15 protein-coding genes are annotated in these 18,201 nt (G+C 22.0%); 12 read left to right on the forward strand and 3 right to left on the reverse strand.

Features of this window, described 5'->3' with window-relative positions:
- Nucleotides 1-321 precede the first annotated feature (321 nt).
- Entirely contained in the window at nucleotides 322-2,136 is a 1,815-nt protein-coding gene (gene typA / locus AB4W62_RS01795; protein WP_367679783.1) for a translational GTPase TypA, read from the forward strand.
- A 5-nt stretch (nucleotides 2,137-2,141) separates the two neighbouring features.
- On the opposite strand, the gene gmk is transcribed toward typA, so the two are convergent.
- Nucleotides 2,142-2,765, reverse strand: a complete 624-nt coding sequence (gene gmk / locus AB4W62_RS01800; protein WP_367679784.1) for a guanylate kinase — start codon at nucleotides 2,763-2,765, stop codon at nucleotides 2,142-2,144.
- 94 nt (nucleotides 2,766-2,859) lie between these two features.
- The gene (gene ygfZ / locus AB4W62_RS01805) at nucleotides 2,860-3,840 is read right to left on the reverse strand and encodes a tRNA-modifying protein YgfZ (protein WP_367679785.1); all 981 of its coding nucleotides are present in this window, start codon (nucleotides 3,838-3,840) and stop codon (nucleotides 2,860-2,862) included.
- A 151-nt stretch (nucleotides 3,841-3,991) separates the two neighbouring features.
- Here ygfZ and prfB point away from each other — a divergent pair.
- The 10 genes from prfB to tusA all read left to right on the forward strand — a co-directional run bounded on the left by prfB (nucleotide 3,992) and on the right by tusA (nucleotide 15,988).
- Nucleotides 3,992-5,087, forward strand: a protein-coding gene (prfB, locus tag AB4W62_RS01810) for a peptide chain release factor 2 (RefSeq protein ID WP_367679786.1) whose coding sequence is annotated in 2 segments (ribosomal slippage) — nucleotides 3,992-4,066 and nucleotides 4,068-5,087 — 1,095 coding nt in all. Because the reading frame shifts where the segments join, the coding sequence is not laid out codon by codon here.
- Between the two features lie 10 nt (nucleotides 5,088-5,097).
- Complete coding sequence (lysS, locus tag AB4W62_RS01815; RefSeq protein ID WP_367679787.1) at nucleotides 5,098-6,618, forward strand: lysine--tRNA ligase; 1,521 nt, start codon at nucleotides 5,098-5,100, stop codon at nucleotides 6,616-6,618.
- Nucleotides 6,619-6,691: 73 nt separating this feature from the next.
- A complete protein-coding gene (gene lysA / locus AB4W62_RS01820; RefSeq protein WP_367679788.1) occupies nucleotides 6,692-7,939 on the forward strand; it encodes a diaminopimelate decarboxylase in 1,248 nt (415 codons plus the stop codon).
- Nucleotides 7,940-8,012: 73 nt separating this feature from the next.
- Entirely contained in the window at nucleotides 8,013-8,807 is a 795-nt protein-coding gene (gene thyA, locus AB4W62_RS01825) for a thymidylate synthase (RefSeq protein WP_367679789.1), read from the forward strand.
- 138 nt (nucleotides 8,808-8,945) lie between these two features.
- Nucleotides 8,946-10,280: a tRNA (N6-isopentenyl adenosine(37)-C2)-methylthiotransferase MiaB gene (gene miaB / locus AB4W62_RS01830; protein ID WP_367679790.1), complete on the forward strand. Its 1,335-nt coding sequence runs from the start codon at nucleotides 8,946-8,948 to the stop codon at nucleotides 10,278-10,280.
- 162 nt (nucleotides 10,281-10,442) lie between these two features.
- The gene (ybeY, locus tag AB4W62_RS01835) at nucleotides 10,443-10,829 is read left to right on the forward strand and encodes an rRNA maturation RNase YbeY (protein ID WP_367679791.1); all 387 of its coding nucleotides are present in this window, start codon (nucleotides 10,443-10,445) and stop codon (nucleotides 10,827-10,829) included.
- A 48-nt stretch (nucleotides 10,830-10,877) separates the two neighbouring features.
- Nucleotides 10,878-11,753, forward strand: a complete 876-nt coding sequence (corC, locus tag AB4W62_RS01840; protein WP_367679792.1) for a CNNM family magnesium/cobalt transport protein CorC — start codon at nucleotides 10,878-10,880, stop codon at nucleotides 11,751-11,753.
- A gap of 109 nt (nucleotides 11,754-11,862) precedes the next feature.
- Nucleotides 11,863-14,397, forward strand: a complete 2,535-nt coding sequence (gene leuS / locus AB4W62_RS01845) for a leucine--tRNA ligase (protein ID WP_367679793.1) — start codon at nucleotides 11,863-11,865, stop codon at nucleotides 14,395-14,397.
- A 244-nt stretch (nucleotides 14,398-14,641) separates the two neighbouring features.
- The gene (locus AB4W62_RS01850; protein ID WP_367679794.1) at nucleotides 14,642-15,541 is read left to right on the forward strand and encodes a hypothetical protein; all 900 of its coding nucleotides are present in this window, start codon (nucleotides 14,642-14,644) and stop codon (nucleotides 15,539-15,541) included.
- Between the two features lie 219 nt (nucleotides 15,542-15,760).
- The gene (tusA, locus tag AB4W62_RS01855) at nucleotides 15,761-15,988 is read left to right on the forward strand and encodes a sulfurtransferase TusA (protein WP_367679795.1); all 228 of its coding nucleotides are present in this window, start codon (nucleotides 15,761-15,763) and stop codon (nucleotides 15,986-15,988) included.
- Nucleotides 15,989-16,006: 18 nt separating this feature from the next.
- Here tusA and asd read toward each other — a convergent pair whose 3' ends face one another.
- On the reverse strand, nucleotides 16,007-17,116 hold the full coding sequence (gene asd, locus AB4W62_RS01860) for an aspartate-semialdehyde dehydrogenase (protein WP_367679796.1): 1,110 nt from the start codon (nucleotides 17,114-17,116) through the stop codon (nucleotides 16,007-16,009).
- A 478-nt stretch (nucleotides 17,117-17,594) separates the two neighbouring features.
- On the opposite strand from asd, the gene AB4W62_RS01865 reads away from it, so the two are divergent.
- Entirely contained in the window at nucleotides 17,595-18,191 is a 597-nt protein-coding gene (locus AB4W62_RS01865; protein ID WP_367679797.1) for a YhgN family NAAT transporter, read from the forward strand.
- Nucleotides 18,192-18,201 lie beyond the last annotated feature (10 nt).

Here is an 18,201-nt window from a genome sequence, read left to right on the forward strand (position 1 = left end):
TTCTAAAAATTATATAATTAATACAGTATAAAAAACACTTATAAAAATATTCTTTTAAAATATTAAAAAAATTATAGATATAAACATATTATGACTGATTTTATTGAAAAAATAGCATTTATAATTAATTTATTTTTACATCAAAATACATAACTTAATCAAATTTTATATTTTTTAATATTTAAAAAATAAAATTTTAAAACTATTAATTTATTTGAACTTTGTTTTTTTATAACTTAAAAAAGGAATTAAAAGAAATAAAATATTTTTTAAAAGATAAAACTTTAATAGTTATAGTTTTAATATCCTAAGGGAAAAATAATGCAAGAAAAAATAAGAAATATAGCTATTATTGCTCATGTTGATCATGGAAAAACCACTTTAATAGATAAATTATTGCAGCAATCTGGAACATTTAAAAACCATGAAGAAACTAAAGATAGAATTTTAGATTCAAATGATTTAGAAAAAGAAAGAGGTATCACTATACTGGCAAAAAATATATCTATTAATTGGAAGGGATATAAAATAAATATTATAGACACTCCTGGACATGCTGATTTTGGAGGAGAAGTTGAAAGAGTTATATCAATGGTAGATTCCGTATTGCTCGTAGTCGACGCTTTAGACGGGCCTATGCCACAAACTAGATTTGTAACTCAAAAAGCATTTGAGAATGGAATAAAACCTATAGTGGTCATAAATAAAATTGATAGAAAAAATGCTCGTCCAGATTGGGTAGTTGATCAAATTTTTGATTTATTTGTAGAACTTAATGCTACTGATGAACAATTAGATTTTCCAATTATTTATACTTCGGCCTTGCTCGGTACATCTGGATTTAATCATGAAAAAATAAAAAGTGATATGACTCCTCTTTATGAAACTATTATTAAACATGTTCCAGCTCCTCAATACTTTTCAGATAATTTTTTACAAATGCAAATTTCACAATTAGAATATAATAATTATTTAGGAATTATAGGAATAGGTAGAATTATTAAAGGCACTATAAAACCAAATCAAACTGTTTCAATTGTAAAAAAAGAAAAAGTAAAAACTGGGAAAGTTAATAAAATACTTAGCTATGTTGGTTTAACAAAAAAAGAAACTAGTCTGGCTTGTTCTGGAGATATTGTAGCTTTAACAGGATTAAATGATATTAGTATTTCAGATACTATTTGCGACCCTGATCACATTAAAGCATTGCCTCGAATACAGATAGAGGATCCTACCGTAAAAATGATGTTTTGTGTTAATACTTCCACATTCTCCGGTATAGAAGGAAAATATATTACCGCTCCTCAAATTTTTAAAAGACTAAAAAAAGAAGCTATTAATAACGTTGCTTTACGTATAGAAGAAACTTTAGACGCTAATATATTCTGTGTTTCAGGAAGGGGGGAATTACATTTATCTATATTAATAGAAAATATGAGGAGAGAAGGATTTGAATTAGAAGTATCTAGGCCTAAAGTTATTTTAAAAAAAATCAAAGAAAAATTATGTGAACCTTTAGAAAAAACAATTATAGAAATTAATCAAAAATATCAAGGATCTGTAATGTCTATAATTGGAGAAAGAAAAGGGGAACTTAAAAATATGATTTCTGAAAAAAATGAAAAAGTTCGCTTAGAGTACATTATTCCAAGTAGAGCATTAATTGGTTTTCGCTCTCATTTTATGAATATTACTTCTGGAACAGGATTATTTTATTCTTCTTTTAGCCATTATGATACTATTATTGCTAATAATATTGGACAAAGAAGAAACGGAGTTATGATTGCAAATAAAACCGGAACCGCAGTTGGATTTTCTCTTTTTAATTTACAAGATAGAGGAAATTTGTTTATCTCTCATGGAGAGAAAGTTTATGAAGGACAAATTATTGGTATTCATAATAGAAATAATGACCTAACAGTTAATTGTTTAACTGGGAAAAAGTTAACTAATATGCGAGCATCTGGAACTGATGAAGCTATTACATTAATTCCGCCTTTGAATATAAGTTTAGAATACGCCCTAGGATTTATAAACGATGATGAATTAGTAGAAGTAACGCCAAAATCTATTAGAATTAGAAAAAAATATTTAACAGAAAGTTCTAGAAAAAGCGCTAATAGGAAACATAAATAAATTTTTTAACATTTTAGTAAATTTTGGATCAAAGAAAAATTTTTTTTCTTTTGATATGATAATCGTAGTCTATTTGCAAATATAATGTTAGTCAAATCAAGAACGGCCAATTTTAATTTACTATTCACAATTACATAGTCATATTCATGATAATGACTAATTTCTGAAACCGCTGTTTTCATTCTTTTATGAATAACAAGATCACTATCTTGACCTCTATTTCGTAATCTCCTATATAATTCTTGTTTTGAAGGAGGAAGCAAAAAAATACTTTTCGAATTTTCAATTTTATTTCGAATATTTTGCGCTCCTTCCCAATTAATAATTAAAAAAATATCAATTCCTAATAATAAAAATTTTTCTATCATTATTTTAGAAGTACCGTAATAATCATTAAATATTTTTGCATATTCTAAAAAAAATCCTTTTTTTATCATATTTTTAAATTTTTTTTTAGATACAAAATAGTAATCTTTTCCATTTTTTTCTCCTCTTCGCATTAATCGAGTAGTATAAGAAATAGAAATAGTTATATTATCTAAAATATTCTTTTTAAACATTTGTTGTATTAAAGTAGATTTTCCAGTTCCACTCGGTGCTGAAATAATAAATAAAGTGCCTTTATACATTAGATTTAATCATACTTTCGTATACTATACTAAACTAAATAAGATTTATTATGCCAGAAAACCTATAAATTATACATATTTTTTTGCTTTGATACTAAATATAAAAAATTTTTTTTAAAACAAGTTTTTCATTTTTCTTTGAAAAAATTCTAAATTTACAGTTTAAATTTATTTTTTTATTTAAAATAGCTTGAACCCAAAAAATATTGTTAATATTTGATATTGTATAAATAATTTTTCCAACAATTACCCATTTTTCTTTAATTTTCGCTTCTATTTTTAGATTTTTTTGTAAAATATTATCAGTATATAAAATCATCCAACATAAAAAATTATTTTTTATTTTTTTAAAATAAGCTCGAGAAATAACTTCTTGTCCTTGATAACAACCTTTATGAAAATTAATTCCATTAATTTTCTGTAATCCTAATTCTTGAGGAAGAAACTTTTCTTGAATATTTTTTTCTATAATAGGAAATCCTGATTCTATATCTAAAAAATTCCAGTATTTATAATTTTTAATATTTGAATTTGCAAATAATATTTTATATAAAAAAAATATTTTTTTTTCAGGAAAAATCAAAAAATACCTCTTTTTAAGATTATCTACTAAAAGTAAAATAATATTTTTTTCTATAACTATTGTTTTTTTTTTATTAGGAATATTTAAAAAAAACTTTTGCAAAAAAACTTTTCCTCTTATCCCTGATAATCCTATGATTTTTACTTTTTTTTCTATAAAAATAGATAATTTCGAAAAAATAGAATACTTTTTTAACTCTTGCACTTGTAAATCAACCGTACTTTTCCTTATTAAGTAAGCATATCCTTTTTTATATTTAAATAAAGTTAATACCCCTAATACTTTCCCATTAATAGAACAATGAGCAGCCATATGATATTTATCATTTTTAAATTGATTCATATCTATGGTCAATTTACTTTGTAAATATTCTTTACTATTTTCCCCTTCAACTACAACCATAGTATAGTTTTTTAAAATCATTAAAATTGGCATTACTTTTTGATAATAAAGAAAGTTAATTTTATTATTAATTAATATGTTAAATCTCATTTAAAACAGAACCTATTTTTTTTTATTTAAAAAAATTTTTAAATACCAATTAATAATTATATAATATTTTTATATAAAAAACATAAAAAATTATGATATATATAAATTTACAAAAAAATATAAATGTTAAATATTTTAAGAGAAAACTATTATGTTTGAAATAAATATTATTAAAAATAAAATCAAAAACTATGAAAAAAAAATAGATGACATACGGAGGTTTCTTTGATTATAAAGAAAAAAAAAGAACAATAAAAAAGATAAATTTACAATTGAATGATCCTAAAATATGGAATTATCCAAAAATAATTCATAAACTTAATAAAAAAAAAATTACTTTAAAAAAAAATCTATTCAAAATAGAAAAAATTATTTTTTTAATAAAAATCATTAAAGAAAAATTTAAACTATATTTAAAAGAAAAAAAAAAGAATTTTAATGATTTACTCTTTCTATTAAATAAATTAAAAAATATGATAAAAAAAATGGAATTTTATTCTTGTTTTTCTAATATAGAAGATAGTTATAACTGTTATCTTGACATACAAGCTGGATCTGGAGGAATAGATGCACAAGACTGGGCTAAAATAATGCTTAGAATGTATTTAAAATGGTTAGATCAAAAAAAATTTAAAGTTAAAATTATTCATGAATCTAATAATGAAGCTTCAGGAATAAAATCAGTTACCGCTCATATTATAGGACCTTATGCTTTTGGTTGGTTAAGAACAGAAACAGGTATTCATCGATTGGTAAGAAAAAGTCCTTTTAATTCTGGAGGTAAAAGGCATACTTCTTTTGCATCAGTATTTATTTATCCTGAAATTAATGATTCAATAAATATTGAAATAAAAAACTCTGATTTAAGAATAGATGTTTATAGAGCTTCAGGCGCAGGAGGACAACACGTTAATAGAACTGAATCTGCTGTACGAATTACTCATTTGCCTACAGGTATAGTAACTCAATGTCAAAATGACCGATCACAACATAAAAATAAAGAAAGTGCTATTAAACAAATTAAATGTAAACTGTATCAATTAGAACTAAGAAAAAAAAATAAAAATAAAAAAGATATTGAAAAAAATAAATCAGATATTGCATGGGGAAATCAAATCCGTTCTTATATATTAGATAATTCTAGAATTAAAGATTTAAGAACAAAAATAGAAACAAGAAATGTACAGAATGTATTAAATGGAGAACTAGATCAATTTATAGAAAAAAGTTTAAAACTTGGAATATAAAGGACAAAATATGAATTATCAGAAAGATAAAAATACATTTTTAACTACAGAAGAAAATGATCAAAAAAAAATTAGAATAAAAAAATTAAATTTGCTTCGTTCTAAAGGATTTAATTTTCCTAATAAATTTAAGCCAAATATTTTAATTAAAGATATTATCTTTGCCTATAAAAATGTAGAAAGTTTAAAACTAAAAAACAAAAATATTATTGTTAAAGTTGCAGGAAGAATTATTAAACAAAGATTTATGGGAAAATCAACATTTATAATAATTCAAGAAGGAAATAATGAAATACAAATATATCTAACGAAAGAAAAAATTTTATTAAACAAATATATTAAAAAATTTAAAGATTTAGATTTAGGAGATATAATAGGAATTAAAGGAAAACTGTTTAAAACAAAAACAAAAGAATTATCTATTTATTGTGAAAATCTTAAACTGTTAAATAAATCTTTACGTCCACTTCCAAATAAATATCATGGATTGACAGATCAACAACTACGTTATAGAAAACGATATTTAGATTTAATTAGTAATAAAGAAATTTATACTATTTTTCAAATTCGTTCAAAAATTATGATTAATATTCGTCATTTTATGGAAAAAAACAATTTTTTAGAAGTGGAAACTCCTATATTACAAAATCTTCCTGGAGGAGCTGATGCTCGTCCATTTATAACACATCATAATACTTTAAATATGAATCTGTACCTTAGAATTGCTCCTGAACTCTATTTAAAAAAATTAATTGTAGGAGGATTTAATAGAATTTTTGAAATAAATAAAAATTTTAGAAATGAAGGAATATCTACAAGACATAGCCCTGAATTTACTATGATGGAATTATATTCCACATATGATACATATGAAGACATGATGGTCATTCTTGAAAAAATAATAAAAAAAATAATTCGCAAAACTTTTAAAAAAGAAACTATTAATTATGCTGAAAATAAAATAAATTTTAATTTACCATTCAAAAAAATTAGCATAAAAAAAGCAATTTTAGAACATAACCCTCAAATTAAAGATACAGATTTAGAATCCTTATCAAGGATAAAAAAAATTTCAAAAAAATTAAATATAGAAATAGATAAAAATTGGAAAATTGGAAAATTTATTATTGAAATCTTTGAAAAAACCGTAGAAAAAAAAATTATTCAACCTACTTTTATTACGGAATACCCTATTGAAGTTTCATTATTAGCTAGAAAATCAGATTTTAACAAAAATATTGCTGAAAGATTTGAATTTTTTATTGCAGGTTACGAAATAGCAAATGGTTTTTCTGAATTAAATGATTCGGAAGATCAAAAAAATAGATTTAAAGAACAAATAAAGAAAAAAAATCTAAATAAATTAGATATGTTTTTTTATGATAAAGATTATATTAATGCTTTAGAATATGGACTACCTCCAACGGCAGGATTGGGAGTTGGAATAGATCGTTTAATAATGATTTTAACTAATCAGAATAATATTCGAGATGTAATTCTTTTCCCTATATTAAAAGAAAAAAATAAATAATTTTTATAAAAATTTATATTTTAATTAATTAAAATTAAATTTTATCTTGTATATAAAATAACCAAGGAAAATCATGTTTTCGTCAAAAAAAATTTTCTTTATAAATATTCATAAAGAAAAAATACTAAAAATTATAAAATTATATAATACTCCTTTATGGATGTATAACTCTGATATTATTGAATCTAAAATAAAAAAATTAAAAGAATTTGATACTATTCGTTTTGCTCAAAAAGCTTGTTCTAATATTCATATTCTTCGATTCATGAAAGAAAAAAAAGTAAAAGTCGATGCAGTTTCAGACGGAGAAATAAAAAGAGCTTTATTCTCCGGATTCGATCCTAAGAATAATGAAATTATTTACACAGCTGATATTTTTAATATTGATACTTTATCAACCGTAGTTAAATTTAATATTCCAGTTAATGTGGGATCAATCGATATGTTATCCCAACTTGGGAAAATATCTCCTAAACATCATATTTGGTTAAGAATAAACCCTAAATTTGGACATGGACATAGTAAAAAAACAAATACTGGTGGAGAAAATAGTAAACATGGAATTTGGGATCCAAAATTAGCAATTAAAATAATAAAAAAATATAATTTAAAATTAGTTGGACTACATATGCATATTGGATCAGGAGTAGATTATTTCCATTTAAAAAAAGTATGCGATGCTATGGTAAAATATGCTATTGATTTAAATCAAAAAATAAGTAGTATTTCAGCAGGAGGGGGATTATCCATCCCTTATCAAACTAATGAAAAATCAATAGATATTGAACATTATTTTTCTTTATGGAACAATGCAAGAAATAAAATATCCCGATATTTAGGAAAAGATATTCATTTAGAAATTGAACCAGGACGATTTTTAGTTGGAGAATCAGGCATTCTTATTACTCAAGTTAGATCGGTTAAAAAAATGGGAACCAATAACTTTGTATTAGTAGATGCAGGATTTAATGACTTAATGCGCCCTGTTATGTATGGTAGTTATCATGAAATATCAGTAATTAGCGGAAATAAACATATTATTAATTATGAAAAAAAAATTAAAACAATAGTTGCTGGCCCTTTATGTGAATCAGGAGATGTATTTACACAATGTAAAAACGGAAATATTAAAACAAGATTATTGCCTAAAGTAGTACCAGGAGACTATTTAATTTTTCATAATACAGGAGCATATGGCGCCTCTATGTCCTCAAACTATAATAGTCGTCCATTAATTCCTGAAGTTTTATTCAAAAAAAATAGTTTTCATTTAATTAGAAGAAGACAAACTATAGAAGATTTAATTAAATTAGAAATTTAAAAAAAATATTTAATAAAATTTAAAATTCTTAAAAAAATTTTTTAAAAAAAATAATAACTATTATACAAAAAAAATGAAAATTTACTTAAAATTAATAAAAAAAATTTTAAACTTTGGAAAAGATAAAAAAGATCGTACAGGAACAGGGACTCTTTCTCTATTCGGATACAATATGAGAATTAATTTAAAAAATGGTTTTCCATTAATAACAACAAAATGTTGTCATATAAGATCAATAATTTATGAATTATTATGGTTTCTTAAAGGAAAAACAAATATCCAATATTTAAATAAACATAAAGTATCAATTTGGAATAAATGGGCTAATAAAGAAGGAAATTTAGGGCCTATTTATGGAAAACAATGGAGATCTTGGGAGAATAATACTGGAAAAAAAATAGATCAAATTAAAAACGTAATAAATGAAATTAGAAATAATCCTAACTCTAGAAGAATTATTGTTTCTGCATGGAACGTTGGAGATATTAGCAAAATGGCATTACCGCCTTGTCATGTGTTATTTCAATTTTATGTTTTAGGAAAAACTTTAAGTTGTCAAATTTATCAACGTTCTTGTGATGTTTTTATAGGATTGCCTTTTAATATAGCTAGTTATGCTATATTATTACATATGATCTCTCAACAATGTGATTTATTTCCAGGAGAATTACTTTGGACAGGAGGAGACGTTCATTTGTATAAAAATCATATTTCACTAGCTAAACAGCAAATTCTTAGAAAACCTAGAAAGCTGCCTAAACTAGTCATAAAAAATAAACCGCAATCTATCTTTGATTATAATTTTCAAAGTTTTAAAATTATTAATTACAAACCTTATCCTTCAATTAAAGCAATAGTAGCTATTTAATTATTGTAATTGAATTTACTTGTTTTAAATATAAAAAATATCTAATTAAAATTAAATAATTGAGATATAATAAAAAATAACATAGTCTGTATAATCAATATTTTTCAAAAAAATTTTGTTTAAAATATGTAATTAAAAATGAAAAAAATATATATTAAAACTTGGGGTTGTCAGATGAATGAATATGATTCATCAATCATCTCAAATCTTTTATTAAATCAAAAAAAGTATTTTTTAGTAAATAAACCAGAAGACGCAAATATATTAATTCTTAATACATGTTCAATTAGAGAAAAAGCAAAAGAAAAATTATTTCATCAACTAGGTAGATGGAAAAAACTAAAAGAAAAAAATTCAAAAATAATTATTGCTGTAGGAGGATGCGTAGCAACACAAGAGGGAGAGGAAATTTATAAAAGAGCCAATTATATTGATATTATTTTTGGTACCCAAACGATACATAGATTACCTAATATGATAGAAAAAGTAAAAAAAGAAAAAAAATTCCTTATTGATATTTCCTTTCCTACAAAAGAAAAATTTGACGCTTTATTAAAACCTAGGCATTCAAAAATATCTTCGTATATTTCAATAATAGAAGGATGTAATAAATTTTGTTCTTTTTGTATTGTTCCTTATACTCGGGGTATAGAAGTTAGTAGAAAATGCGATGATATCTTATTTGAAATTATTTCTTTAGCAAATAAAGGAATTAAAGAAATTCACTTATTAGGACAAAATGTAAATGCTTATAGAGGAAAAACGGCTTATGGTGGAATTTGTTCTTTTTCTGAATTAATTGAACTGATATCTGAAATTGATGAAATTAAAAGAATTAGATTTACAACTAGTCATCCTGTAGAATTTACAGATGAAATTATTAATGTTTATAAAAAAGTCCCTAAATTAGTTAATTTTCTTCATTTACCGATTCAAAGTGGTTCAAATCGAATTTTAAATTTAATGAAAAGAGGGCACTCGGTTTTAGACTATAAACAAATAATTAATAAATTGCTTTTAATTAGACCTAACATGCAAATTAGTTCTGATTTCATAGTCGGATTTCCAGGAGAAACTGAATTAGATTTTCATAAAACAATGGAATTAATTGAAGAAATTAATTTCGATATGAGTTTTAGTTTTATTTATTCTCCTAGACCTGGAACACCAGCTTCAATAATGTCGGATAAAAATGTAAGCCTACAAGAGAAAAAAAATAGATTATATCTATTACAAAAAAAAATAAGAAAACAAGCATTTAATTGGACAAAAAAAATGATGAATAGCATCCAATTGGTCTTAGTTGAAGGTGTTTCTAAAAAAAATATTACTGAATTATATGGAAAAACAGAAAACAATAGAATTGCTTATTTTCAAGGAATATCTACAATGATTGGAAAATTTGTAAAAGTAAAAATTACTCATACATTTATTCACTCAGTTAGAGGTATATTTGTAGATTATGTTAATTAACATAATCAATATTTTGAAAACATAAAAATAAAAAAAATCAAAAAAAATTTTAAAAATAATTCTAATATGGAAAAATTCTTTTTATTATAAAATGATAATAATTAATTTAGAAAATACTACTAAAAAATATGAATACAGTCCCAAAAAAATAGAATTTATTAATTGGGTAAAAAAAGTACCTCACATAAAAAAAAAAATTTTATAACAATAAGAATTGTTGATTCTCAAGAAATAAAAAAACTAAATTTTTTTTATAGAAACCAAAAAAAACCAACAAATATTCTTTCATTTCCTTATAATCTATATTTAAACTCAAATAATATCCTTTTAGGAGACTTAGTAATTTGTAGTAAAATCATAAAAAAAGAGGCCAAAAAACAAAAAAAAAATATAAAAGGACATTGGGCTCACATATTTATACACGGAGTATTGCATTTATTAGGATATAATCATATTAAAAAAAAAGAAACAAAAAAAATGGAATTATTAGAATGTACAATACTTAAAAAGTTAGGTTTTAAAAATCCATATATAAGTAATATGATTTAAATCAAAAATTTTTTTTATATATAAAAGTAAGAGATATAATAAAATTTTATGAAAGATTCTTTATTAAAAAATATTAACAAAGACAATAAAAAAGGTTTTTTTTCGATTTTATTACACCAATTATTCAATGATGAACCTAAAAATAGAGAAGAATTATTAAAATTAATACAGGAATCCAAAGAAAAAGAATTGATTGATCAAGATACCAAAAATATGTTAGAAGGTGTAATGCTTATAGCAAAAAAAACTGTTAAAGAAATTATGATTCCAAGAACTCAAATGGTTACTTTAAACTTAAATTATAAATTAAACAAATGTCTAGATATTATAATTAAATCAGCTCATTCTAGATTCCCTATTATGAGTAAAGATAAAAATTATGTTGAAGGTTTTTTAATTGCTAAAGATTTATTATCTTTTATATATAAAGAAAAAAATTTATTTTTTATAAAAAATTTTCTTAGACCAGCTATTGTTGTGCCAGAAAGTAAACATCTTGATAAAATGCTAAAAGAATTTCAATTAAAAAGAAATCATATGGCTATAGTTATAGATGAATTTGGCATTGTATCCGGTTTAATTACTATCGAAGACATATTAGAATTAATTGTTGGAGAAATTAAAGATGAATTTGATAATATTAAAAATATTAATATTAGGCAAATAAATCAATATACATTTTCAATTAAAGCTTTAACTCAAATTAAAGAATTTAATGAAAAATTTAATACAAATTTTTTTGATAAAGAAGTAGACACTATTGGAGGTTTAGTTATGAAAAAAATCGGATATTTACCAAAAATCAACAAAAAAGTTTGTATTAATAATTATCAGTTTAAAATATCCACAATAGATAATAGAAAAATATTAACAATGCATGTAGAAATTCCTAAAAATTTACTTTTATCTTCTATAAAAAAATAAAATTTTATACTTACATCAGAAAATATTCATAAATAAATATTTATCTAAATTTTAAAAAAAATTCCAATAATATATTCATTAAAAACTTAAAAAAAAGATATTAAATTAAATGAAAAAAACATACCAAGCTAAAGAAATAGAAAACTATGTACAAAAATATTGGAAAAAAAATAAAACGTTTAAAGTTTGTGAAAACTCTAAAAAAATAAAATATTATTGTTTAGTAATGTTACCATACCCCTCTGGAAATTTACATATGGGACATATTAGAAACTATACTATTGGTGATGTAATATCAAGATATCAAAGAATGTTAGGTAAAAATGTATTACAACCCATAGGTTGGGATGCTTTTGGACTTCCAGCAGAAATAGCCGCTATAAAAAATAATACTCATCCTATGGATTGGACTTATAAAAATATAGAGTCTATGAAACAACAATTAAAAGAGATGGGTTTTAGTTATGACTGGGAAAGAGAATTAACTACTTGTAAACCTAGTTATTATAAATGGGAACAATGGTTTTTTACAGAACTATATAAAAAAAAATTAGCTTATAAAAAAACTAAAGATGTTAATTGGTGTCCTACTGATAAAACAGTACTCGCAAATGAACAAGTAATAGATGGATTATGTTGGAGATGCCAAACAAAAGTAACTAAAAAAAACATTCCTCAATGGTTTATTAAAATTACTCAATATGCTGAAGAATTACTTAATGGCATAAAAAATTTAAAATTTTGGCCAGAAAAAGTAAAAAATATGCAAAAAAATTGGATTGGTAAAACTTCCCATATAGGAATTAAATTAAAAATTAAAAATTTAAATACCACCTTTATAGCATATATTAAAAAATTAGAATATATTATGGGAGCAACTTTTGTTATTATTCCTACAGATCATGATTTTGTTAAATTTTTATCTAAAAAAGATAAATCAATAAAAAATTTTATTAATAAAACTAAAGAATTTAATAATATAGAAAATTTCTCTTTTGTAAAAGGTAAAAAAACAAACTTAATTGCTTTACATCCGATTAATAAAAAAGAATTACCTATATGGGTAAGTAACTATAAAAAAAATAAAAAATTTTTTTCTATTGGAACACCAGCTCATAATAAAAAAGATTGGACATTTGCTAAATTCAATAAAATTAAAATTAAATTCATATTACTAAAACCAAATGGAATACAACCAAAAACCAATAAAGTATCGATATTAAAAAAAGGATATTTATTTAATTCAGAGAAATTTACTGGATTAAATATCCAACAAGGATTAAACCTTATTAAAAAAATATTAAAGAAAAAAAAAATAAATAAAAAAATAATACTTTATAAATTAAAAGATTGGGGAATTTCACGACAACGATATTGGGGAGCTCCTATACCTATTGCTATAGAAAAAAATGGAAAAAATGTACCAATACCTAAAAAACTACTTCCTTTACTCTTACCGAAAAAAAATGAATTATCAAAAAGATATATAATAATTAATAACAAAAAAAATATTTGTGAAAAAGATACTTTTGATACATTTATAGAATCTTCTTGGTATTATGCAAGATATACGTCCCCTAAATTTGAAGAAGGAATGATTAACTTCAATGCAGCAAAGTATTGGTTACCAGTAGATCAATATATCGGAGGAATTGAACATGCTACTATGCACCTATTATATTTTAGATTTTACCATAAATTATTAAGAGACTTTGGATTAATTCCTTATGATGAACCAGTTAAACGTTTGTTATGTCAAGGAATGGTTTTATCTGATGCTTTTTATTATTTTAATGAAAAAAAAGAAAAGATTTGGATGTCTCCTGAAAAACTTGATATTTTAAAAGATAAAAACGGAAAAATTATTAATGCATACACTAAAAATAGAAAAAAAGTGTTTCATGCTGGAATGATAAAAATGTCCAAATCTAAAAATAATGGAGTAGATCCGAAATTAATAATTAAAAAGTATGGAGTGGACACTTTAAGGTTATTTATCATGTTTTCAGCTCCACCAGAAATTTCAATCGAATGGAATCAGTCTTCTATAAAAGGAATGAATAGATTTATTCATAAATTATGGAATTTTTGCTCAGAACATATCAAAAATAAAAGTTCACTAAAAACAATAAAAGTAAAAGAATTAAATTTAAATCAAAAATTACTGTATATATCTTTAAATCAAACAATTAAAATTGTTACTGAAAATATAGATAAACGACAAACTTTCAACAAAGCTATTTCGGAAATTATTAAGTTTATAAACAAATTGATTAAAGTGCCTATCAATGATTTACAAGATAAAATGTTAGTGAGAAATTCCTTAATTTATAGTATACAAATGCTATATCCTTTTATTCCTCATTTTAGTTTTATTATACTTAAAAAAATAATGTCTAAAAAAGACATAGATTTCATGCACTGGCCTAAATTAAATAAAAATTTTTTAGAAAATCCGAATTGTTTAATTGTCGTTCAAATAAATGGAAAGAAAAGAAAAATTGTAGAATTTAAAAGAAATGAAACTAAAAAAAATATTGTTTATAAAATCTTAAATGAAAATATAATTAATAATTTTTTAAATGAAAAAAAAATAAAAAAAATATTTTTTATTCCTAATAAAATCATTAATTTTATTATATAGAAATATATTTTCAATTAAAAATTTTAAATAAAATACGAACAACTAATTAATTGATTATTTATAATAAAACAATCAATTATTTTATAAAAAATAAATAATACTATTCATTAGTATAAACAAAAAATAACTTATCAATATATTAACTATTATGTTTTCTATAAAAAAAATTTACTTAAACAAAATTAATTTTATTAGTAAAAAAAATTTTTTTTATTATTATTTTTTAATTGGTAATGAATTCAGTTTGTTGGATGAAGCTAAAGAAAAAATATTTAAAATATCTAAAGAAAAGAATTTTCTTGAAAAAAAAATATTTTTTATTTCATCAAAATTTAACTGGGATGAAGTATTTCTTTTATTAAAAAATGAAAATATTTTTAATATTAAAACCATAATAATATTAATTATTAAAGATGAAAAAAAAATATTTACATTAGATAAAAATTTAAAAAAAATATTTACTTTATTAACTAAAAAAAATATTATTATTATTCAATCTAAAAATTTTTCTATTAGTAGAAATAATCGAATTCCAAGTAATAAAAAAAAAATAACAGGAATTTTAATATTTTGTTATTTTTTGAATAAATCTGATAAAAAGTTATGGATAAAAGAAAAGTTACGAATTAATAACATAAATTTTTCTAAAAATATAAAAAAAAATTATGAAAATAATTTATGTTTATTAAAAAAGAAAATAGATAATTCAAAATTTTTTAATTTAAAAAATAAAAAAGATTCATTTGACAAAATCAATAGTTTACTAATTAATCAAAAAAAAATTAACCCTATAGAATTAAATAATGCTATTCTCAATGGAAATAAAAAAAAATCTATACAAATAATAAATAAATTATTATCTGAAGAATATAGTCCTATTTTACTAATTAGATCTTTTCAAAAAGATTTATTAATTTTAGTGAAATTTTATTTCCAAGATAAAAAAATCACATCTTTTTTAAAAAAAGAAAATATAAATAGCCATCGCTTAATATATTTTTCTAATTATTTAAAAAAAAATGATATTAAAAAATTATATTTTTCAATAAAGTTACTTACAGAAATAGAAATAGATATTAAAAATAATCATAAAAAATTTTTTATATGGAGTAAATTACAATACTTGTCTATTTTTTTATCGTAGTTTACTGCTTTGTAAAAAAAATTTAAATTCTGTATTTTAAAAAAAGAGTAATTATTTTTTATTAATAAAAACATACTTTTTTAAAAAAGTATGTTTCCATTAAATTAATTTTTTATAAAGTAATTAAAGAAATAATAGTTTATATATAAACATGTATTTTTTTAAATTTTTTAAATTTTATAAAAATTATTTTTTTATTAGATTAAACTAAGGAATTTTATGAAAATAATTAAAAAAAAATTAGATTTAAGAAATTTACGTTGTCCAGAAACTATTATGTTATTAAGAAAAAAAGCTAGAAATATGAATTTAGGAGAATATTTATTAGTAATTTCTAATGATTTTTCTTCAAAAAGAGATATTCCAAAATTTTGTCGATTTATGCAGTATAAATTAATAAAAATAGAAGTAAAAAATTCTGTTGACTATCATCTTTTAAAAAAATAAAAAATTTAATATAAGAAATTATTTAATTAAAAAATGTAACATTCTTCTTATTGGTTCTGCTGCTCCCCATAAAAGTTGATCTCCTACTGTAAAAGCAGACAAATATTTTGAACCAATTGTTAACTTTCGTAATCTTCCTATTGGAATATTTAATGTACCTGTAACAGCAATAGGATTTAAATATCTTAAAGTATCTTTTATAGTATTTGGTATAACTTTAACCCAAGGATTATGAGATGATAGAATATCTTCTATTTCAGAAATTGAAATATCTTTTTTTAATTTAATGGTAAAAGATTGACTATGACAACGCAAGGAACTTATACGAACACAAGTTGCATCTAATCTTATAGGGTTATCAGTTCTAGATAAAATTTTATTAGTTTCCGATTGAACTTTCCATTCCTCTTTACTTTGTCCATTTTTCATTTTTTTATCTATCCAGGGAATTAGACTATATGCTAATGGTGCTTTAAAATTTTCGATAGGAAAATTAGCAGACTGTATGGTTGAATTTACTTTTTTTTCTATTTCTAAAACATGTGAATTAACAATTAAACTAGAGATATTATTAAAAACTATTCCAGTTTGCTGTAATAATTCCAACATGCTTTTTGCACCACTACCTGAAGCGGCTTGATAAGTATGAACGGTTATCCATTCAATTAAATTTTTAGAAAATAATCCACCCAATGCTAATAGCATTAAGCTAACTGTACAGTTAGAACCTACAAATGTTTTAACTCCTTTTTTTATAGATTCTTCTATAAGTACATTATTTACTGGATCCAGTACTAAAATACTATCTTTATTCATTCTAAGACTAGAAGCAGCATCAATCCAATATCCTTTCCAATTTTGACTTCTTAATTCAAAATAAACTTTTTCAGTGTATTCTGTTCCTTGACAAGTAATAATAATATCCATTTTTTTTAAATCTAAAATATTATAAGCATCTTTAATATAATAAGGATATATATCTTGAATAAACAAATTTTTTTTTCCAATTTGAGAAGTAGAAAAAAAAATAGGATTAATATTTTTAAAATCTTTTTCTTTTAACATTCTTTGTATTAAAACCGTTCCTACTGTTCCTCTCCAACCAACAAATCCAACATATTTTTTCATAATTTTATTTTCAATAATTTTATTTTCTAAAAAATATAAAATATTTTTATTTTGTTTAAAAAATAAAATTTTTCTGAACTCCCCCAATAAAAGAAATCAAAATTTTTTTATATTTTATTAAAATATAAAAATGTTTAAGAATTTAATTCTATTAACTATTTTTAATCAAAAAAAAAATTAAGTATTATTAATTTTCTAATTTTTCAAAAATTAATAAAAAATTAATTTTTTTTTTAAATAGTTTATATCTTAATTTTTATTAATTTATTAATATCAATTAATAAATAGTTAACACTAATATAGTATCATGTATAAATGATAATAATAAAAATTATTAAAAACAATATTTATTATTAAAATAGTTAATAACTATATTTTGTTATTAATAACAGATTACATCTTATTAAAATTTTAAAAAAATTTCAATAAATGAAATGCTATTTAAAAATAACCTAAATAAAAAAACAGGAAAATGAACATGAAAGAAATTTTTTCAACAATAATATTATTAATTTTAATTATGGACCCTTTAGGTAATCTTCCTATTTTTATGTCAGTAATGAAAGACTTACCTCCTAATAGACGCAGAATTATTTTGTTACGAGAAATGATAATCGCTTTATTAGTTATGTTGTTATTCTTATTTTTAGGGGAAAAAATACTTACTTTTCTTAACTTAAGAACAGAAGTTGTGTCAATATCAGGAGGAATTATTTTATTTTTAATAGCTATAAAAATGATTTTTCCGGAAAAAAACGATACTAGAAATTCAAAAGTAACCAATAAAGAAGAACCATTTATAGTTCCTTTAGCTATACCTTTAGTTGCAGGTCCTTCTTTGTTAGCTACTCTTATGTTAATGTCACATCAATATCCTGAAAAAATTATTTTATTAATGACATCTCTATTTTTTTCCTGGTGTTTTACTTTGATAATTTTATTGCTGTCAGGATTTTTTTTACGCGTATTAGGATCAAAGGGAGTAAATGCTTTAGAACGATTAATGGGTTTAATTTTAATTATGTTATCTGCTCAAATGTTTCTTGATGGAATAAGTATTTGGTTTAAAATATAAAAATATTTTT

Source organism: Buchnera aphidicola (Mindarus abietinus), assembly GCF_964059085.1.
Lineage (GTDB): Bacteria > Pseudomonadota > Gammaproteobacteria > Enterobacterales > Enterobacteriaceae > Buchnera_A > Buchnera_A aphidicola_C.

Coding starts and splice junctions, on each gene's coding strand:
- typA (WP_367679783.1), top strand. CDS start 322: ATGCAAGAAAAAATAAGAAATATAGCTATTATTGCTCATGTTGATCAT.
- gmk (WP_367679784.1), bottom strand. CDS start 2,765: ATGTATAAAGGCACTTTATTTATTATTTCAGCACCGAGTGGAACTGGA.
- ygfZ (WP_367679785.1), bottom strand. CDS start 3,840: ATGAGATTTAACATATTAATTAATAATAAAATTAACTTTCTTTATTAT.
- lysS (WP_367679787.1), top strand. CDS start 5,098: ATGAATTATCAGAAAGATAAAAATACATTTTTAACTACAGAAGAAAAT.
- lysA (WP_367679788.1), top strand. CDS start 6,692: ATGTTTTCGTCAAAAAAAATTTTCTTTATAAATATTCATAAAGAAAAA.
- thyA (WP_367679789.1), top strand. CDS start 8,013: ATGAAAATTTACTTAAAATTAATAAAAAAAATTTTAAACTTTGGAAAA.
- miaB (WP_367679790.1), top strand. CDS start 8,946: ATGAAAAAAATATATATTAAAACTTGGGGTTGTCAGATGAATGAATAT.
- corC (WP_367679792.1), top strand. CDS start 10,878: ATGAAAGATTCTTTATTAAAAAATATTAACAAAGACAATAAAAAAGGT.
- leuS (WP_367679793.1), top strand. CDS start 11,863: ATGAAAAAAACATACCAAGCTAAAGAAATAGAAAACTATGTACAAAAA.
- tusA (WP_367679795.1), top strand. CDS start 15,761: ATGAAAATAATTAAAAAAAAATTAGATTTAAGAAATTTACGTTGTCCA.
- asd (WP_367679796.1), bottom strand. CDS start 17,116: ATGAAAAAATATGTTGGATTTGTTGGTTGGAGAGGAACAGTAGGAACG.
- AB4W62_RS01865 (WP_367679797.1), top strand. CDS start 17,595: ATGAAAGAAATTTTTTCAACAATAATATTATTAATTTTAATTATGGAC.